18 protein-coding genes and 1 pseudogene are annotated in these 17,805 nt (G+C 70.9%); 6 read left to right on the top strand and 13 right to left on the bottom strand.

The features are described from left to right. Positions 1–6: 6 nt before the first annotated feature. Positions 7–1,143: a ferritin-like domain-containing protein gene (locus tag VLI41_RS13950; protein ID WP_325268690.1), complete on the bottom strand. Its 1,137-nt coding sequence runs from the start codon at positions 1,141–1,143 to the stop codon at positions 7–9. Positions 1,144–1,318: 175 nt separating this feature from the next. On the opposite strand from VLI41_RS13950, the gene VLI41_RS13945 reads away from it, so the two are divergent. Further along, the gene (locus VLI41_RS13945; RefSeq protein WP_325268689.1) at positions 1,319–2,647 is read left to right on the top strand and encodes a winged helix-turn-helix domain-containing protein; all 1,329 of its coding nucleotides are present in this window, start codon (positions 1,319–1,321) and stop codon (positions 2,645–2,647) included. 95 nt (positions 2,648–2,742) lie between these two features. Continuing rightward, positions 2,743–3,612, top strand: a complete 870-nt coding sequence (locus VLI41_RS13940; RefSeq protein ID WP_325268688.1) for a CPBP family intramembrane glutamic endopeptidase — start codon at positions 2,743–2,745, stop codon at positions 3,610–3,612. A 112-nt stretch (positions 3,613–3,724) separates the two neighbouring features. On the opposite strand, the gene VLI41_RS13935 is transcribed toward VLI41_RS13940, so the two are convergent. The 3 genes from VLI41_RS13935 to VLI41_RS13925 form a co-directional block, all read right to left on the bottom strand. Continuing rightward, a complete protein-coding gene (locus tag VLI41_RS13935) occupies positions 3,725–4,849 on the bottom strand; it encodes a ferritin-like domain-containing protein (RefSeq protein ID WP_325268687.1) in 1,125 nt (374 codons plus the stop codon). A 105-nt stretch (positions 4,850–4,954) separates the two neighbouring features. Further along, a complete protein-coding gene (locus VLI41_RS13930; RefSeq protein ID WP_325268686.1) occupies positions 4,955–5,365 on the bottom strand; it encodes a metallopeptidase family protein in 411 nt (136 codons plus the stop codon). Then, complete coding sequence (locus tag VLI41_RS13925; RefSeq protein ID WP_325268685.1) at positions 5,358–5,933, bottom strand: hypothetical protein; 576 nt, start codon at positions 5,931–5,933, stop codon at positions 5,358–5,360. Before VLI41_RS13925 ends, VLI41_RS13930 begins: the two co-directional genes overlap by 8 nt. A gap of 84 nt (positions 5,934–6,017) precedes the next feature. Here VLI41_RS13925 and VLI41_RS13920 point away from each other — a divergent pair, with 84 nt between their 5' ends. Then, positions 6,018–8,339 carry a PAS domain-containing sensor histidine kinase gene (locus VLI41_RS13920; RefSeq protein ID WP_325268684.1) on the top strand — a complete coding sequence of 774 codons (2,322 nt, stop codon included), beginning with the start codon at positions 6,018–6,020 and terminating at the stop codon, positions 8,337–8,339. A gap of 13 nt (positions 8,340–8,352) precedes the next feature. Here the strand turns inward: VLI41_RS13920 and VLI41_RS13915 are convergent, their stop codons facing one another. From VLI41_RS13915 to VLI41_RS13900, 4 genes are all read right to left on the bottom strand, one after another. Beyond that, positions 8,353–8,748, bottom strand: coding sequence for a hypothetical protein (locus VLI41_RS13915; RefSeq protein ID WP_325268683.1), 396 nt, complete (start codon positions 8,746–8,748; stop codon positions 8,353–8,355). Positions 8,749–8,849: 101 nt separating this feature from the next. After that, a complete protein-coding gene (locus tag VLI41_RS13910) occupies positions 8,850–9,215 on the bottom strand; it encodes a copper resistance protein CopC (RefSeq protein ID WP_325268682.1) in 366 nt (121 codons plus the stop codon). Positions 9,216–9,220: 5 nt separating this feature from the next. Next, positions 9,221–10,120, bottom strand: a complete 900-nt coding sequence (locus tag VLI41_RS13905) for a hypothetical protein (protein ID WP_325268681.1) — start codon at positions 10,118–10,120, stop codon at positions 9,221–9,223. A 71-nt stretch (positions 10,121–10,191) separates the two neighbouring features. Further along, positions 10,192–10,593, bottom strand: a complete 402-nt coding sequence (locus tag VLI41_RS13900; RefSeq protein WP_325268680.1) for a hypothetical protein — start codon at positions 10,591–10,593, stop codon at positions 10,192–10,194. Positions 10,594–10,705: 112 nt separating this feature from the next. Here VLI41_RS13900 and VLI41_RS13895 point away from each other — a divergent pair, with 112 nt between their 5' ends. Continuing rightward, positions 10,706–11,113, top strand: coding sequence for a VOC family protein (locus tag VLI41_RS13895; protein ID WP_325268679.1), 408 nt, complete (start codon positions 10,706–10,708; stop codon positions 11,111–11,113). 185 nt (positions 11,114–11,298) lie between these two features. Continuing rightward, complete coding sequence (locus VLI41_RS13890) at positions 11,299–12,729, top strand: family 16 glycosylhydrolase (RefSeq protein WP_325268678.1); 1,431 nt, start codon at positions 11,299–11,301, stop codon at positions 12,727–12,729. A 60-nt stretch (positions 12,730–12,789) separates the two neighbouring features. On the opposite strand, the gene VLI41_RS13885 is transcribed toward VLI41_RS13890, so the two are convergent. Together VLI41_RS13885 and VLI41_RS13880 are read right to left on the bottom strand one after the other, a co-directional pair. Further along, on the bottom strand, positions 12,790–13,110 hold the full coding sequence (locus VLI41_RS13885; RefSeq protein ID WP_325268677.1) for a 2Fe-2S iron-sulfur cluster-binding protein: 321 nt from the start codon (positions 13,108–13,110) through the stop codon (positions 12,790–12,792). A gap of 17 nt (positions 13,111–13,127) precedes the next feature. Further along, entirely contained in the window at positions 13,128–14,357 is a 1,230-nt protein-coding gene (locus VLI41_RS13880) for an NAD(P)/FAD-dependent oxidoreductase (protein WP_325268676.1), read from the bottom strand. 202 nt (positions 14,358–14,559) lie between these two features. Between VLI41_RS13880 and VLI41_RS13875 the strand changes: the two genes are divergently transcribed. Then, positions 14,560–15,831, top strand: coding sequence for a cytochrome P450 (locus tag VLI41_RS13875; protein WP_325268675.1), 1,272 nt, complete (start codon positions 14,560–14,562; stop codon positions 15,829–15,831). Between the two features lie 6 nt (positions 15,832–15,837). Here VLI41_RS13875 and VLI41_RS13870 read toward each other — a convergent pair whose 3' ends face one another. The 3 genes and pseudogenes from VLI41_RS13870 to VLI41_RS13860 all read right to left on the bottom strand — a co-directional run. After that, positions 15,838–16,692, bottom strand: a complete 855-nt coding sequence (locus VLI41_RS13870) for an SDR family NAD(P)-dependent oxidoreductase (RefSeq protein WP_325268674.1) — start codon at positions 16,690–16,692, stop codon at positions 15,838–15,840. A gap of 38 nt (positions 16,693–16,730) precedes the next feature. Continuing rightward, positions 16,731–17,513 carry a succinate dehydrogenase iron-sulfur subunit gene (locus VLI41_RS13865; protein WP_325268673.1) on the bottom strand — a complete coding sequence of 261 codons (783 nt, stop codon included), beginning with the start codon at positions 17,511–17,513 and terminating at the stop codon, positions 16,731–16,733. A 16-nt stretch (positions 17,514–17,529) separates the two neighbouring features. Next, positions 17,530–17,805 (bottom strand): annotated as a pseudogene (locus VLI41_RS13860) (succinate dehydrogenase/fumarate reductase flavoprotein subunit); the annotation flags it as partial.

Here is a 17,805-nt window from a genome sequence, read left to right as displayed (position 1 = left end):
CGTCCGCTATTCCGCCGCGATGGAGACGCTACGGGCGCCGTCTCCCGACTTGGCCTTGAAGTTGATCGCCTGCAGGTAGCGGATGCCGTCCTCGGCGATGTCGTCGCCCACCGTCCGCTCGCCCTCCGCCGCCAGTTCGTCCATGTCCACGTACATGGCGTAGAACCACCGCGTCCGCTCGGTAATCAGCCGGGCGTTCAGGAGCGTCTTGATCAGTACGCGGAAGACGTTGGTCTCGCCCTTGAACTTGCGCGTCGGGTCGCGCTCCTTGCGGCGCTGGACGATGTCGGCGATCACCCGCTCGGGATCCAGCCCGAACTGGGCGTAGATCTCGGCCTGTTGGCGCGGGTCGCCGCGGTCGAACAGCAGGTTCTGGGCGCAGTGGGCGGTCCAGTCCTCGACCAGGTCGCGCTCGGCCTGGCTGAGCTGCGGCACCGTGCGGTCGGCCCAGATCTTCCCGAACTTGTGGTGGAAGGCCTCGTCGGTCATCACCAGCTGGAACAGCTTTCGCGCCAGGGGATCGCGGTTGTAGCGGTAGCCGTTCGAGAAGGCGCCCATGGCCAGGCCCTCCACCAGCATCTGCATGCCGACGATCTTCTTGTAGACCTCCGGCGCCTCGATGATCTCGATGAGCAGCGCCTTGAGCGCCGCGCCGCACTCGACCGGCCGGCCCCAGCGGGCCTTGATGTAGCGGGCGAAGGCGGTGACGTGGCGCGCCTCCTCCCGGGTCTGGTTGGCGGCGTACTCCTGCGCGCCCTGGTCGTAGAGCACGTGGCAAAGGCTGGCCGAGAGGTTCAGCGCGCCCTGCTCGCCATGCAGGATCGAGGAGAAGCTGCGCAGCTGCATGTAGTTGATGAAGCGGATGCGCTCCTTGGGGTCCTTCAGCATCCCGTCGATGTAGGGCAGCCGGAACAGCGGCATCTGGTCCTCGGGCACCAGCGGCTCGTTCTCCATGTCCCAGGGCTCGGAGAAGTCGATGTACTTGGGATCGAGCGGATCCCAGAAGTGGTCGTGGGTGGCCGAGATGATCTTGTCGAACGCCGTCGAACGCTGCCCGTAGCGGTCCAGCGTCAGCATGGCCTCGAAGTCGTCGGGCGCGACCGCCCCGTACATGGCGTCCTTGGTGATGTTGCCGTCGGCCATGGGGTCCTCCGCCGGAATTGACCCGCACGCCGCGGGCCCGATGCCAGAACAATGGGCGATGTTCGCGCGCGCCCGGCCTCACGTCAAAGAAAATGGCGCGGGCGTCAGGTTCGGACCGGCGCATGGCGCGCGCCCGCGCGGTGGGGCACAATCGACCGCGATCGGGGGGCCGGCGATGCCGCGGGCGGGCGTGGGCGAGCGAGCGTTCGAGTTCGGCGACTGGCGGATCGAGCCGTCGCGCGGCGCCATGGTCCCGCTGGCCGGCGGGCGCGAAGTCCGGCTGGAGCCCAGGCTCATGGACCTGCTACTGCTGTTCGCCGGCTCGGGCGGCCGGGTGCTGTCCAAGGACGATATCGTCCAGGCGGTGTGGGACGGGCGCGCGATCGGCGACGACACGCTCGCGGCCACCATCAGCCGGCTGCGCCGGGCGCTCGGCGGGACCGGCGAGCGGCGCTACATCGAGACCCTGCCCAAGCGCGGCTATCGGCTCCTGCTCGCCGCAACCGAGCCCGCGCCGGCGGATGCGCCGGGACCGGCTGCGCCGCGGGAGGCTCCGGCCAGGGCCTCGGCGCTCATCGCCCAGGGCCGGGCGGCCCTGCAGGCGCCCTTCGCCGCCAGCCTCGCTCAGGCGCGGCTCTACTTCGAAGCGGCCGTCGCCGAGGCGCCGGCCTATGCCCCGGGCCATGTCGGCCTGGCCGAGGCGCTTGCGGCCCAGCACCTGGCCGGCGAGGGCGAGGGCCTGATGGCGGCCGCCAGGGGCGCGGCGCAGGCCGCCGTGGGCCTCGATCCCGGGCTCGCAGAGGCCTGGGCGACGCTGGGCCTGGCCATCCTGGTCGCCGGCCGCGACTTCGCCGGGGCGGACGAGGCGCTTCGCCGGGCCATGGCGCTGGACCCCGCGCTCGGCGCGCCGCACCGCCACCGCGCCTTTGCCTACGCCGCCATGGGGCGCTTCGCCGAGGCCGAGCGCGAGGCCCGCCTGGGCGTCGAACTGGAGTCCGTGTCGCTGGCCGCCCACGGCGCGCTCCTGCAGATCCTGATCGCCGCGCGCCGGTTCGGCGCGGCCGTGGCGGCCGCCAACGCCGCCCTGGCGCTCGCCCCGGCCGCCAGCGAGGCCTGGTACGCCAAGGGCTGGGCGCAGGTGCTGGCCGGCGAGACCTCGGCGGGCGTCGAGGCGCTGCTGCGCGGCCTCGAGCTCTGGAGCCTGGACGCAGCCACGGTCGCGCGCCTGCGGAGGGCCTACCAGACGCAGGGGTTTGCGGGCCTGTGCGCCGCCACCGCCGCCGTGTTCGAGGGCCAGCAGGTGCTGTTCCGCCCGAAGGTGACCGACCTCGCGATCCTGTGGACCGGCGCCCGCCAGGCCGACCGAGCCTTCGCCGCGCTCGAGACGGCGCTGCGGCGCGACGATCCCCTCCTGATGCTGCTTCCGTGGCTGCCGCATTTCGACCCGCTGCGAGGCGACCCGCGGTTCGGGCGGCTGGTCGGCCGGGTGCGGCTGGCGCGCTGATCCGCAAGGAATTCGCAAGCCCGCCGCAAGGCTTGCGCAAACACTTCCTGCGCGCCGCCTCCGATCATGCGGGCCTCGCAAACCGGGAGGTTCCCATGTCCAGGATCGCCAGGGGGGCCGGCGCATTCGGCCTCGCCGCCGTCGTCAGCTTCGCCATCACCGCCTATGGCCAGGGGCTCTGGGGCCCGCTGGTGCTCGCCAACCTGCGCCTCAGCCCGGCCGTCCCCTGGGCGCCGCCGCTGATGGCGCTGCTGCTGGCCGGCCTGCTGCTCTATCTTTCCGGCCGCGGCTGGCCCGCCTCCACCTCGACGGCGCGCCGGCGGCTGCTGCGCTGGAATCCGATGCCGCTGTCGACCTTCGCGCTCGCCGTCGGCTCGGGCCTCCTGGCGCTGGTCGCCTTCGCCGGCCTCTGGATCGCGGTCTCGGACCTCGTCCACATCCCGCCCGGCGTGCAGCCGAGCGCGGCCGGCATTCCGCTCGCCACGGCCATCCCGATCTTGCTGATGAGCTCGCTGGCCGCGCCGCTCTCGGAGGAGGCCGCCTTCCGCGGCTACGCCATGGGCCTGCTCGAAAAGGCCTGGGGCTCGGCGCCGGCGGCGATCGTCGGCTCCTCGCTGCTGTTCGCCGCCGCGCATTTCCCACAGGGGCTCGATGCGGCCAAGCTCGGCCTCTATTTCACGGCCGGCCTGCTGTTCGCCGCCATCGCCTACCTGACCAACTCGCTCTACGCCGCCATGGTGGTGCACGGCCTGGGCGACGTGATCGGCTTCACCCTGCTATGGCCGCACGACCAGCAGGCGCACGCCATGGGCTTCGGCGATGCGCTGTTCGCCCCGGCTCTGGCGGCGATCGCGATCTTCGCGCCGCTCGCGATCCTCGCCTTCCGCAGGCTCGCCCGGGCGTCGAAGGCGCTCCGCGACCCTCGCGCCGAGCGGCCGCTCTCGCCCGCGCCCGTGGCGGCCTGAGCCGAAAATGAGGAACCACGGATTTCACGGATCGGCACGGACAAGAGCATCCGTGGAATCCGTGCAATCCGTGGTTCGAATTGCGATCGACGGGTCCAATCCCCGCGGTGGTCTATTCGGCCGCGATCAGCACCTGGCGGGCGCGGTCCTTGAAGTTGATCGCCTGCAGGTACTGGATGCCCTGCTCGGCGATCTCGTCGCCGACCATCGCCTCGCCCTCGCCCTTCAGCTCCTCGATGTCGACGTAGGTGGCGTAGAAGGCCTTGGTCCGCTCGGTGATGATGCCGGCGTTGACCAGGGTCTTCACCAGCACCCGGAAGATGTTGGTGGCCTCCTTCATGTTCTCGCGGCGGGTCTCGTCGGTGACGATCTCGGCCATCTCGGCGACCACACGCTGCGGATCGAGGCCGAATTCGGCGTAGAGGCTCATGTTCTGGTTCGGCGCCACGAGGTTGAACAGCAGCGTCTGGAAACAGTGCGCCGCCCAGTTCTCGATGATCTCGTGCTCGGCCGCCGACAGGTGCGGGATGGTCCGGTCGGCCCAGATCTTCCCGAACTTGTGGTGGAAGGCCTCGTCGGTCATCACCAGTTGGGTGAGCTTGCGCGCCAGCGGGTCGTTGGTCTCCTTGTAGATGGTGGCGAAGGCGCCCATGGCCAGGCCCTCGACCAGCATCTGCATGCCGATGATCTTCTTGTAGACCTCCGGCGCGTGGATGATCTCCACCAGCAGGTCCTTCAGCACCGGGCCGCATTCCACCGGCCGCCCCCAGCGGGCCTTGATGTACCTGGCGAAGGCGGTGACGTGGCGGGCCTCCTCGCGGGTCTGGTTCGCCGCATATTCCTGCGCGCCCTGGTCCTTCAGCACGTGGCAGAGCGAGGCCGAGAGGTTCAGCGCCCCCTGCTCGCCATGCAGGATCGAGGAGAAGGTGCGCAGGGTGGAGGCGTTGGCGAAGGCGACGCGGCGCGCCTCGGAGCCCAGCGTCTCGTTCACGTAGTCGAGCTGCAGCGGCCCGATCATCTTCTCCGGCAGGATCATGGTCTTGGCCATGTCGAACGGCTCGGAGAAGTCGATGTACTTGGGATCCAGCGGGTCCCAGAAGTGGTCGTGGGTGGCCGAGATGATCTTGTCGAACGCCGTCGAGCGGGCGTTGTAGCGGTCCAGCTCCAGCATCGACTCGAAGTCGTCGGGGGCGACCGCGTCGTAGATCAGGTCCTTGGTGATGTTGCCGTCGGCCATACGGGTCTCCTGAGGCGCTGGGGAGGCGTTCTATCTTGACGGGGTAAAGATAGCCCTTGCGGCGGCGGCGTCAAGAAAGATGACGGGGGCGTCACCTTCCGGCGGCTAGCGCTCTGTCGCCTCGATCGCCTCGATCTGCGCGTCCGAGAGCCCGAAGTGGTGGCCGATCTCGTGCACGAGCACGTGGGCGACCAGCTCCTCCAGCGTGATCGCGCCGTGCGCGGCCCACTCGTCGAGGATCGGACGGCGGTAGAGGAAGATCACCGAGGGCTGCGGCGCCGGATCGAACAGCGAGCGGCGGGTGAGATCGAGGCCCTGGTAGAGCCCGGTCAGCTCGAAGGCATCCTCGATCCCGAGCTCCTCCAGCACCTCCTCCTCGGCGAAGTCCTGCACGCGGAACAGCACCTCGCCGGTCATCTTCCGGAATCGCTCCGGCAGCGCCTGGAAGGCGGCCTCCGCGAGGGCGGCGAAGTCGTCGAGCGAAGGGGCGCGGCCGAAGCCCGCCCGCTCAGTCATCGGGCACCACGATGTGCGGCGCCTCGGGCAGGCGGGTCTCGAAGAGGCCGATGTCCAGCGGCTGCTGCGGCTCGACCGGCCGAAGCGGCGCGCGCGCCATGGCGTTCAGGGTCTCGCGGTCGAGCTCGCCGGCCGCCTTGCGCGCCACCCGCGCCTGGGGCGCGGCGGCCGCCGGCGCGCTGCGCGGCCGCCAAAAGGAGACCATCAGCCGCCAGACCGTCCGGGGCGGGCTCGCCGGCGGCGCGGGCCAGCGGCGGCCGTCCTTGAACGCGGGCTTCACCGGCGCCAGCAGCGCGGGCTTGCCGGGCTCGGCGGCGATCCGCTCGACGAGCCGGCAATAGCGCTCGTCGGCCTCGGGCGCCTCCAGGCGAGCGCGATAGGCCTGCAGCGCCGCCTCGCGGGTCGCAAACCCCGGGCCGACCGGCTCCGTCGCGAAGCTCACCGGCTCGCCGGCCACGGTGCGGGCCTCCCGCGCGCGGGCCGCCCGCCCGAGCGGCCGCGACAGCGCCTGCTCCGCATTGGCCGCCACCGGATAGAGGATCGTCATCGCCGCCATCATGCGCTTCACGCCGCTTATAACGAAAATGCGCCACGGATGCGGCCGGGCGCGGCTGGGCTTAGTGTGCTTGGCGGTGATTCGCGGGACGCGGGGATGGGTGCGGACGATCTGATCCTGGCGGCGGCTGCAGGGGCGGTGTCGCTGGCGATCTGCGCCGTGCTCTGGGCGCTCGCCCAGCGCCGGCTGGCCGCCGCCCGCATCGCCGCCCTGCGCGCCGAACTCGCCGAGATCGAGGGCCGCGCCGACGCCGCCCAGGCTTCCGCCGAGGCGTTCGATTCCGCCCTGCTCGCGGTCGAGGACGGCCAGGCCCTGCTCGCCTCGGGAGCGGAATCGCTCGCCCTCTGCGCCCGTGTGCTTGCGGTCGAGGCGGCCGAGCCGCAGGCGGTGGTCAACGCCCTGATGCGCGCCGATCCGGATCACGCGCGGCGGCTGCGGGCGCTGTTCGAGCGCGGCGAGGCCTGCGCCTTCGAGGTGCGCGGGGAGGCGGGCGGCGTCGCCGTCGAGGGCCGGGCGAGCGGCGCGCTCGCCTGGCTTCGGCTCTCGGCCGCGGTCGGCGAGGACGCCGGGCTCCCGACCGCGCCGCGTCTCGCCGCCTTCCTGGACGCGCGCGCCAGCCCGGCCTGGATCGCCGCGGCGGACGGCTCGCCGGTGTGGGTCAATGCGGCCTGGCTGAAGGCGGTGGACGCCCGCGACCTGGACGCCGCCGCCGCCCGGGGCCTCGCCTTCGACCGCGGCGCCGATGCGCTGGCGAGCGAGGCGGCCAACCTCGCCCAGGTGCGCGAGGCGGTGCGCTGGGCGACCATCGGCGGCCGGCGCCGGGCCTTTCGCATCACCGCCCAGCCGCTGGAAGGCGGCGGGGTGGGCGTCTGGACCGACGACGTCACCGAGCTGGAGGAGACCCGCGAGACGCTGAAGCGCAACGTCGAGGCGCATGACGAGACGCTGAACCACATCGCCGAGGCGGTGGCGATCTTCGGCGAGGGCAAGCGGCTGATGTTCCACAACGCCGCCTTCGCCGAGCTCTGGGGCCTGGAGCCCGCCTGGCTCGCCGACCGGCCGACCCACAGCGAGGTGCTGGACCGCCTGCGCCAGCGCCGCCGCCTGCCGGAGACCGCCGATTACGGCAAGTGGAAGGCCGCCGAGCTGTCCCGCTACGAGCAGCTCGGTCCTGCGGCCGACGACCTCTGGAGCCTGCCGGACGGCCGCACGCTGAAGGTGGTGCGCCAGCCGCACCCGATGGGCGGCCTGCTGCTGCTGTTCTCCGACATCACCGGCGAGCTGAAGCTGAAGGCGCAGTACAACGCGCTCATCGAGGTGCAGCAGGCGACGCTCGATAAGCTCTCCGACGCCGTGGCGGTGTTCGGCTCCGACGGGCGGCTGCGGCTGTCCAACGACGCCTTCGCGAACTTCTGGAACATCGCCCCCGCCCAATTGGAGGCGGCGGTCGATTTCGAAGGCGTCGTCGAGCTCTGCGTGCCGAAGCTGCACGATCGCAGCTTCTGGCGCGAGCTGAAGGGCCGGGTGGCCGACCCCGACCCCTCCGCCCGCTCGCCGATGGCCGGCGAGACCCGCACCGCCGATTCGCGCACGGTCGCCTTCCAGTCGCGGCCGCTGCCGGACGGGGCGACGCTGATCGCCTTCACCGACGTCACCGATGCGCGCCGGCTGGAAAGCGCGCTGGCCGACCGCGAGGCGGCGCTGGCCGAGGCCGAGCGGCTGAAGCGGGACTTCGTGGGCAACGTCTCCTACGAGCTGCGCACCCCGCTCACCACGATCATCGGCTACTCCGAGCTGCTGGAGCGCTCGGGCGAGATCGTCTCCGACCGGGGCCGCCAGCACGCGGCGGCGGTGAAGGCCGCGGCCACCCAGCTCGCCCGCTCCATCGACGATGTGCTCGACATGGCCCAGATCGACGCCGGCGAAATGGCCCTCGACCTGGAGGAGGTGCGGGTCGCCCAGCTCCTCGGGGCCGGCGCCGAGCGGTGGGTTCCGGCCGCGGCGGCCGCCCGGGTGCGGCTGCAGGTCGAGGCGGCCGACGATGTCGGCCTGATCCGCGGCGACGCCAAGCGCCTCGGCCAGATCCTCGACCACCTGGTGGAGAACGCCCTCGCCCAGACGCCGCCCGAAGGAACCGTGACGGTGGCCGTGAAGAAGGGATTGGGCGAGGTGCAGCTCACCGTCTCCGACACCGGGCGCGGCATCCCGTTCCACGTCCAGGCGCACATCTTCGACCGTTTCATCGGCCGCGAGCGCGGCGGGCCGGGGCTCGCCCTGGCGCTCGTCAAGTCGCTCACCGAACTGCACGGCGGCTGGGTGGCGCTGGAGAGCGAGCCCGGCGCGGGCGCCGCCTTCACCTGCCATCTCCCCGAAGAGGCCCAGGCCGCCGCCGCCCAGCCGGAGCTGAAGCTGGCCTGACGAGCGCCGGAGGCTACTCCTGGGGCGCGGCGCGCATGCCCTTCTCGAGCGCGAGCCAGGCCTCGTGCACCGCCTCCAGGCCGGGCGCCTGCAGGGCGCGCAGGTCGTGGCGCGCCTCCAGCCGCAAGCCCCCGAGGTCGCCCTTGCGCCAGCGCCGGCGCGCCGTGTAGGCGACCCCCTCGCGGTAGTCGAGCAGGATCAGGCGCGAGGGGAGCTGGAAGATCGCCGGGACCTGCACCTTGGCCCCGCTGGTGCTGCGGTCCATCACCACGCAATCGATCCAGCGTGTGAACCGCTCGCCATAGAACAGCCGCGCCGGGGTATTGGTCGGGACCCTGAGCTCGGCGCGCCGGTCGATCCGCAAGGGCGGCCCATCGGTCGGGTCGCGGTCGGCATCGGAGGGGCTCATGCGGGACTCCATGGCGGCGGTGAGCGGGCCAGCCCGCAAGCTCGATCTTAGCCTGCGCCGCGCCCGCCGCCAGCGCGCGCCGATTGAGCCGTCTTGGTCTGCTACGGCGCGATGCTGAAGGTGAAGTCGCCGAAGGTGTGGTGGGTGTCCCTCGACGTGACGCTCCAGTCTACCCGGTAGTTGCCGGGTGGGAGGCGTTCGCGCAGGGGCACGCGGACGACGCGTGCATCGTTCGCGTCGAGCGCCAGGGGGCCTGTCGGCGCGGCTCCGCCCAGGCCCCTTAGGGTGACGGACGAGCGGCGTGGCTCGATGGTCTCGCTGAACGACAGCCGCAGCTCCTGCGGCGAACCCCGGATGGTCGCGCCGACCCTCGGCAGCGCCCGGATCAGCCGGGCATGCGCCAGGACCGGACCGCCGCCGAGCACGGCCAGGAGAACGGAGAGGAGGAGGGTCGTCCGAACAGACATGGCGCTCACCAGATCGGCCTGCCGAGGCTTCGCGGGAAGAGATCGTCGAGGAAGAAATGGACCTGGACCATGAAGCCGGCGCCGCGGCCGCTCTGGCGATTGATCGGCACGATGGCCTCCGCCCCGAGCTGGACGCGTCCGCCCGACCAGATGAGGCCGGGATTGACGGTCCCGATGGTCCGCGCCCCGCCGCCCTGCGCGACCTGGCGTTCGAACGAGGCCTCCACCAGCGGGGTCAGGTGATTGACGAAGTCCGGAAGCCCAAGATCCTTCACGTGCGAGGCGAGGTAGCCGAGGCTGTATTCCACCGCCAGGCCGTAGCTCAGTACATCGGGGTTCCGCTCGCCGCCGCTGCGGCCGCGCGTGGGGACCGAATAGCCCGCCGAGCCGGTGACCGCGAAGGGTCGCGCCCAGGCCAGGCTGTCGGGAAGCTCGCCGGCGCCCTTCCCGAAATATACCATGGGCGTGATCGTGGACTGGCGCTCGGCCCCCACGCGGCCGGCGCCGGATCCGCCCCACTCGTAGCTCAGCCCGGCGGCCACGATGGCTTCGCGCTCAGGGCTGGCGAGGACCCGATACTTGAGCGTGGTCTCCAGGTTCTGGACGCCGCGCGCGGTCTCCCCGTCCGGACCCTTCAGCCGAGTCCAGGCCTCGCCGAACGACACGCCCAGCTTGTCGGTGAGGCGCTTTGACCATTCGCCTTCGATGTCCAGCTCGCGGACGCCCTCGCCGGTGCGGAGCGAGCTGAGGATGGGCATGGAGAGCTCGTCGGCGACGCCGGGGTCGTCGGTCGCGAGCGTGGCGGGGAAGAAGCGGTTGCCGACCACGGCGTGGGCCGAGGCGGCAGGGGCCGCGCACGCGGCGGCGACCGCCGCCGGGCACGCGAGGATCAGGGGCAAGCGCATGGTGCGCTCCAGCTTGTCTGAAGGGGCTTGCGGCGGCCGCTTCGCCATTTCGCGGCGGCGCGACCGGGATCTCAGACCTGGAGCGGGGGGCCGCGGGCCGACTGCGGCCGGCGCCTCTGCGAAGCCGGCGGCACGCGATCGGCCGCAAAATCGGCCCGAACGTAGATCGCAGTGAGCGGAGCCGCCGCAAGCACGAGCGCCGGCGGCTTGAGCGGCGCGCCGAGACTCGCGAACGCGCAGACGCCATGGCGGTGCGGCCGGTGCGGCGCGCCGGGCAGCGCCGAGGGGCCGCCGTGATCGTGCGCCGAGCTTCCCATGCAGATGACGAGCGGGGAGTCCACGAGGCCGGCCGTGTTCGGCATCCAGCCGGCGGGAATGGCGGCGCGCAGCATCAGCGCGGCCAGCAGCAGGAACACCGCCGCATGGCGGATCGGCGCGCTCTCGCGATGCTCCCGAACTCGGCCGCCCCTCATCGCGTGGACATCGCACTGCGGCGGCGGCCCAGTCAATCGGGCGGCTGCGGCGGCGCATCGACGTGGGCCTGGCGGCGCACTACGCTCCGGCGGCTGCAACGGGAGATCGCCCATGGCCAGCGTCCAGGTCCGCTACATCGTCGACGATGTCGGCGCCGCGATCGGCTTCTATGTCGAGCGGCTGGGCTTCACGCTGCAGATGCATCCCGCGCCGGCCTTCGCGATGCTGACGCGCGGCGATCTGCGGCTGGTGTTGAGCGCCCCCGGTCCCGCCCCCGGCGGCGGTCAGCTTTCGCCGGAGGGGAAGGCGCCGCGGCCGGGCGGATGGAACCGCTTCGCCATCGAGGTCGAAGACCTCGGCGCCTGGGTCGCGGCTCTGCAAGCGGCCGGCGCCGGCTTCCGCTCCGGGATCGTGGACGGCGTGGGCGGCCGCCAGGCGATCGTCGAGGACCCCTCGGGAAACCCCGTCGAGCTGTTCGAGCCCAAGCTGCCGGAGGCGCGTCTCGACCGGCCGGCCTGAGGCCCTGCTCCAATCCGCGTTCCGCAGAGGAACTTGCACCCCGGCGGCGAGGTTTCGACCACGCCCCGGCTTGGCTTCTCCGGTCCCGCTCGCCCTGGTCGCGCGCGCAAGTCCTCTCGAAGCAGGTGCAGGCGCAGGACCGCCGTGACCCCGCTTCCTGGTCACGGCTTCGACGAGGTGTTCAGGTGACGATCGACCCCAACAACCTTTCCGGCACGGCGACGCTGACGTTCGACGACGAGTTCAACAGTCTGAGCCTGTGGAACGGCTCGACCGGAACGTGGCGGACGACGCTCAACATCAACGGCCAGAACTACCAGAGTTTCCCAAGCAACGGAGAGCTTCAGTGGTACATCGACAATCTCAATCCGAACACGACTAGCGTCCGCCCCTGGAACGTCTCGAACGGAATCCTCACCATCACCGCGTCGCCCGCCGACGCTTCCATCGAGCCGTCCATCAACAACTACAACTACACGTCGGGCCTGCTGACGACAGAGAACTCCTTCTCGCAGACCTACGGTTATTTCGAGATGCGCGCCAAGCTGCCTGCCGGCCAAGGCTTCTGGCCTGCGTTCTGGATGCTGCCCACCACCACCAGCGCACGTCCGGAAATCGACATCATGGAAGTCCTGGGCAAGGACACCACGTCGCTGTGGCAGTTCTCGCACCCGGCCGACGCCTCCTTCGATAGGCCGTTCAACAACACCGTTCCCGACATGTCCGCCGGATTCCACACCTATGGCGTCGACTGGGAGCCGGACAAGACCACCTTCTACTTCGACGGCCAGGTGATGGGGGTGGCGCCCACCGCGCCGGATATGAACGGACCGATGTTCCTGACGCTGAACCTCGCGGTCGGCGGCACCTGGGGCGGACCGCCGGACGCGACCACGCCATGGCCCGGGAACCTCCAGATCGACTACGTCCGCGCTTACGAGCCGCTCGGCGCTTCGGCGTCTCCGCCGCCGCCGCCGCCCCCGCCGCCCAGCGGCATGGTGCTGACCGCCACCATGCCGAGCGAGACCCTCCAGGGCGGCAGCGGAACGGACACCATCACCGCGATGTCCGGCTCCAACTATCTAAGGGGCGGCGACGGGAACGACTCCATCCAGGGCGGCTCCGGCTTCGACGACATCAACGGCAACAAGGGCGACGACACGATCGACGGCGGCTCGGGCGGCGGCGACTGGCTGGTCGGCGGGCAGGGCAACGACCTGATCAGCGCCCACGCGGGCCAGAACATCCTCTACGGCAACCTCGGGAACGACACCCTGCACGCGGGCTCCGGCGGCGAGCTGATGCGCGGCGGCCAGGGCGACGATTCCATCACCGGCGGGATCGGCAACGACTGGATCTCGGGCGACCGCGGCTCGGACACCATGAGCGGCGGGGCCGGGGCCGACACCTTCCACAGCTTCTCCGGCGCCGGGCTCGACGTGGTGCTCGACTTCAACGCCATGCAAGGCGACCGCGTGCAGCTCGATCCCGGAACCGGCTACACGGCGAGCCAGATGGGCGCCGACACCGTCGTCGACATGGGCAACGGCGACGAGCTGATCCTCAGGAACGTGCAGCTCTCGAGCCTGCCGCAGGGCTGGATCTTCACCGCCTGAGGCTTGGGTTCCGACTGAATTGCGCTGGACGGGAAGGGCGTCAGCGGCGCGGCGGGGTCCCTAGTGCTGGCTCTCCGGCATGCGCACCACCAGGCCGTCGAGCGCGTCGGAGACCTTGATCTGGCAGGAGAGGCGGCTGTTGTCCTCGACGCCCTCGGCGAAGTCGAGCATGGACTCCTCCATCGCGGTCCTGTCGCCGGTCTTGTCGAGCCAGGCGGGGTCCACGTAGACGTGGCAGGTGGCGCAGGCGCAGGCGCCGCCGCAGTCGGCGTCGATGCCGGGGATGTTGTTCTTCACGGCGCCTTCCATGACCGAAAGCCCGTTCTTGACGTCCACCACGTGCTCGGCGCCGTCGTGCTCGATGTAGGTGATCTTGGCCATGCTGTTCTCAAGCGCCTTCAGGCGGCGACCTCTTTCATGGAAACGGCGGGATCGGCAAGCTTGCGCTTGTCCACGGGCCTGCGGCTGAGGATCAGCTGCTTGCCCATCATGAATTCCGGCGGGGCGTTGATCGCCTCCACCGACTGCAGCTGGTCGCCCTTCAGATGGAACACCGCGAAGCGGGCGCTGGCCGGGTCGCCGCGCACCACGACCTCGTCGGCGTCGAAGGGAAGGCCCGCGATCTGCAGCTTGATGTCGTACTGGTCCGACCAGTTCCACGGCGTCTCGGGCGCCGGCGCGGGGCGGCCGGCGATGGCGCAGGCCGCCTGCTTGGCCTGCTCCAGCGCGCTGGGCACGCTCTCGGGGCGGAACATGCGCGCGTAGAGCGGCATCGGCCGCTGCGTCACGTCGCCGATCGCGAAGATGCTCGGATCCGAGGTCCGCGCCGCCAGGTCGACCACCACGCCGCGCGCGCACGCCAGGCCGGCGTCGGCGGCGATCTCCTGGTTCGGCTGGGCGCCGACGCCGACCACCACGGCGTCGCAGGCGACGAGGCGCCCGTCGGCGAGCCGCACGCCGGCGACGCGCCCGTCCTCGCCCTCGAAGCCCACGACGCTGCAGCCCAGCTCGAAGGCCACCCCGTGCGCCTCGTGGCAGCCCTTGAAGAAGGCCGACAGCGTCGGATTGGCCACCCGAGCCAGCAGCCGCGCTTCCTTCTCCAGCACCACCACCTCGCCGCCGAGCGCCCGCCCGGAGGCGGCGACCTCCAGGCCGATGTAGCCGCCGCCCACCACCGCCAGCCGCTTGCCGGGGCCGACCGTCGCCTTCAGCCGTTCCGCGTCGGCGGCGGTCCTGAGGAACATCACCCCCTTGAGCTCGGCGCCCGGAATGGGCAGGGCGATGGGCCTGGCGCCGGTGGCGAGCACCAGGATGTCGTAGGCGAGCTCGCTGTCGTCATCGAGCCGCACGCGCCGGGCGGCGCGGTCCAGCTCGATCGCGCGCTTGCCGGGCCGGAAATCGATCGCCTGCTCGCGGTAGAACGCCAGCGGCTTCAAGGCCAGGGACTCGGCGTCCGCCTCGCCCTTCAGCCAGGCCTTCGAGAGCGGCGGGCGCTGATAGGGCGGGATCGGCTCCTCGCCGATCAGGGTGATCGGGCCGGGGTAGCCGTACTGGCGCAACAGCGCCGCCAGCGTGCCGCCGGCGTGGCCCGCGCCCAGGATCGCGACGTGTGCGGCCGCCTCGCTCATGCTCTCCCGATGCCCAAAAATGACACCCCCGTCAACTTACTCTCGCCGCCGGCCGCTCTCCGTCCGCGCCGCGGAGAGGAAGCGGGCCGGGGAGAGGGCGCGAGCGGAGAATTGGCTTGCGAACCGGCGTCTGGACAGGTCCCATGGCCCGGAACGCGCGCCGAGTGGGCGATGCGACGCAGATCAAGGGTGGAGTCGGTCCATGGATGACGGATCGGTGGATTTCAAGCAAGCCGCGGCGGCCGAGGCCTGGCGCCTGCCGATCGAGGCGCTCGATCCGGCCCAGCCGGAGCTGTTCGCGGGCGACGCCTTCTGGCCGATCTTCGAGCGGTTGCGCAAGGAGGATCCCGTCCACTTCGTCGACTCGCCCGTCTACGGCCCCTTCTGGTCGATCGCCAAGTACAACGACATCATGGCCATCGACACCAACCACCAGGTGTTCTCCTCGGCCGACGGCATCGTGCTGCAGACGCTGGAGGCCAAGGCCGAATCGGAAAAGCGCCCGCGCGGCCAGAGCTTCATCTCCATGGACCCGCCGGGCCACGATGTGCAGCGCAAGACGGTCTCCCCCGCGGTCGCGCCGGCCAACCTGCAGGCGATGTCGCCGCTGATCCGTGAGCGCGCCGCCGCGATCCTGGACAACCTGCCGATCGGCGAGGAGTTCGACTGGGTGGACCTGGTCTCGAAGGAGCTGACGGCGATGACGCTCGCCACGCTCTTCGACTATCCGCAGGAGGACCGCCGGCAGCTGACCTTCTGGTCGGACATGTTCACCAATGCGCCGGGGCACGGTCCGGCGAAGAGCTGGGAGCACAAGCGCCAGGAGGCCGACGCCTGCTTCTCGCGGTTCACCGAGCTCTGGAACGAGCGGGTCAACGCCCCGCCGAGGTTCGACCTGGTCTCCATGCTGGCGCACGGGCCCGACACCCGGAACCTGGGCCTCACCGACTATCACTCGAACGTGGTGCTGCTGATCATCGGCGGCAACGACACCACCCGCAACACCATCTCCGGCTCGGTCTATGCGCTCAACAAGCATCCCGACCAGTACCGCAAGCTGCGCGAGAACCCCGATCTCGTCGCCTCGATGGTCTCCGAGACGATCCGCTGGCAGACGCCGCTGGCGCACATGGCGCGCACCGCGACGGAGGACTTCGAGTTCCGCGGCAAGACCATCCGCGCCGGCGAGCGGGTGGCCATGTGGTACGTCTCGGGCAACCGCGACGGCGAAGTCATCGAGAACCCGGACGCCTACATCATCGACCGGCCCCGGCCGCGGACGCACATGTCGTTCGGCTTCGGCATCCACCGCTGCGTCGGCAACCGCCTGGCCGAGCTGCAGCTCACCATCATCTGGGAGGAGATCATGAAGCGCTTCCCCGAGGTGGTGCTGGCGGCCGAGCCCACCCGCACGCACTCGGTGTTCGTGAAGGGCTACGAGACCCTGCCGGTGGTGATACCCCGCCGCGCCTAGCGCGCCCTACCGCGGAGGCGCGCGGCCGCGAATGCGGTCGAACCCGGCCTTGATGCCGGCGAAGCGCGCCGCGATCACTGGCTCGAACTCGTTGTCCGTGAAGATGTAGGGCCAGTCGCCCTCGACGCCTTCGCGCACCAGCTCGCCCACGTAGAGCGGGTCGATGCCGCCGGCCACCCGCTCGCGCACGTTGCCCAGCCAGGTCTCGATCGCCTGCTGGCCGGCGGCCGGCCGCGCCGGGACCGCGCCCGCGAACCGCTCCGGCAGGTTGCGCGCGGAATCGACGATCTGGGTGCGGATGAAGCCCGGGCAGAGCACCGAAACCCCGATCCCGCGCGGCGCGAGCTCGACGCGCAAGCCTTCCGAGAGCGCCACGACGCCATATTTGGTGACGTTGTAGGCGTTGCCCGAGCCGGAGATCAGGCCGGCGATCGAGGCGGTGTTGACGATGTGGCCGCCCTGCCCATGGCGCTCCATCAGCGGTCCGAAGATCTCGCAGCCCCACACCACGGCCATCAGGTTGACGCCGATCGTCCAGTTCCACCCGGCGTCTGTCCACGCGCCGTACGCCCCGCCGCCGGCGACCCCGGCGTTGTTGTGCAGGATGTGCACCTGGCCGTAGCGGGACAGCGTGGCTTCCGCCGCGGCCTCGAGCTGGGACTTCAGCGAGACATCGGCCGTGACGCCCTCGACATCGGCGTTGGTGCGCTTCAGGCCCTCTACGGCCTTGTCCAGTGCGGCCTGCTCGATGTCGCACAGCATCACCTTGACGCCGGCCTGGGCGAGCGCCGTCGCCACCCCCAGCCCGATGCCCGACGCCGCGCCGGTGATCAACGCGGTCTTGCCGGCCAGATCCTTCATGCGCCTTCCCCCCTGGAGCCCGTCGCCCCAGGCTGCCCTCAGACCACCCGCTCGACCAGCATCTTCTTGACCTCGGCGATGGCCTTGGCTGGGTTGAGGCCCTTGGGGCAGACCTGGGCGCAGTTCATGATCGTATGGCAGCGGTAGAGCTTGAACGGGTCCTCCAGCGCATCCAGCCGCTCGCCGGCCGCCTCGTCGCGGGAATCGACCAGCCAGCGGTAGGCCTGCAGCAGGGTGGCGGGGCCGAGGTACTTCTCGCCGTTCCACCAGTAGCTGGGGCACGAGGTCGTGCAGCAGGCGCACAGGATGCACTCGTAGAGGCCGTCGAGCTTGGCGCGGTCCTCAGGGCTCTGGATCCACTCCTTCTGCGGCTCGGGCGTGTCGGTGTGCAGCCAGGGCTCGATGGAGGCGTACTGGGCGTAGAACAGGGTGAGGTCCGGCACCAGGTCCTTGACCACCGGCATGTGCGGCAGCGGGCTCACCTGGACGTCCTTGCCGGGGATCTCCCGCCAGCCGTGGGTGCAGGCCAGCGTGTTGCGCCCGCCGATGTTCATGGCGCAGGAGCCGCAGACGCCCTCGCGGCACGAGCGGCGGAACGCCAGCGTCGCGTCCATGGTGTTCTTGATGTGGATCAGCACGTCCAGGACCATCGGCCCGCAGGCCTCGACGTCGACGTCGTAGGTGTCCCAGCGCGGATTGCCGGGCGCCTCCGGATCGTAGCGGTAGACGCGGAACGTCTTGGTCTGGCCCGCGCCTTCCGGCGCCGGATGATGCCGGCCCGTCTGGACCTGGGAGTTCTTGGGCAGGGTGAGCTGGGCCATCTGGCGTCCTTCTCGCTCAGTACACTCGCGCCTTGGGCGCGATGTAGGCGATGTCGTTGGTCAGGGTGAAGGAATGCACCGGGCGGTCGTCGAGCTTCACCTTGCCGGTGGCGTCGTCGAACCAGGCGAGCGTATGCTTCATCCAGCGCTGGTCGTCGCGCTCGGGGAAGTCCTCGCGGGCGTGCGCGCCGCGGCTCTCGGTGCGGTTGAGCGCGCCGTTCACGGTGACCGTCGCCTGGCCGATCAGGTTGTCGAGCTCGAGGGTCTCCATCAGGTCGGTGTTCCAGATCAG

The organism is Phenylobacterium sp. (assembly GCF_035475775.1).
Lineage (GTDB): Bacteria > Pseudomonadota > Alphaproteobacteria > Caulobacterales > Caulobacteraceae > Phenylobacterium.
Note: the sequence above shows the minus strand (reverse complement) of the source record. Positions and strands in the feature narration are given on the sequence as shown.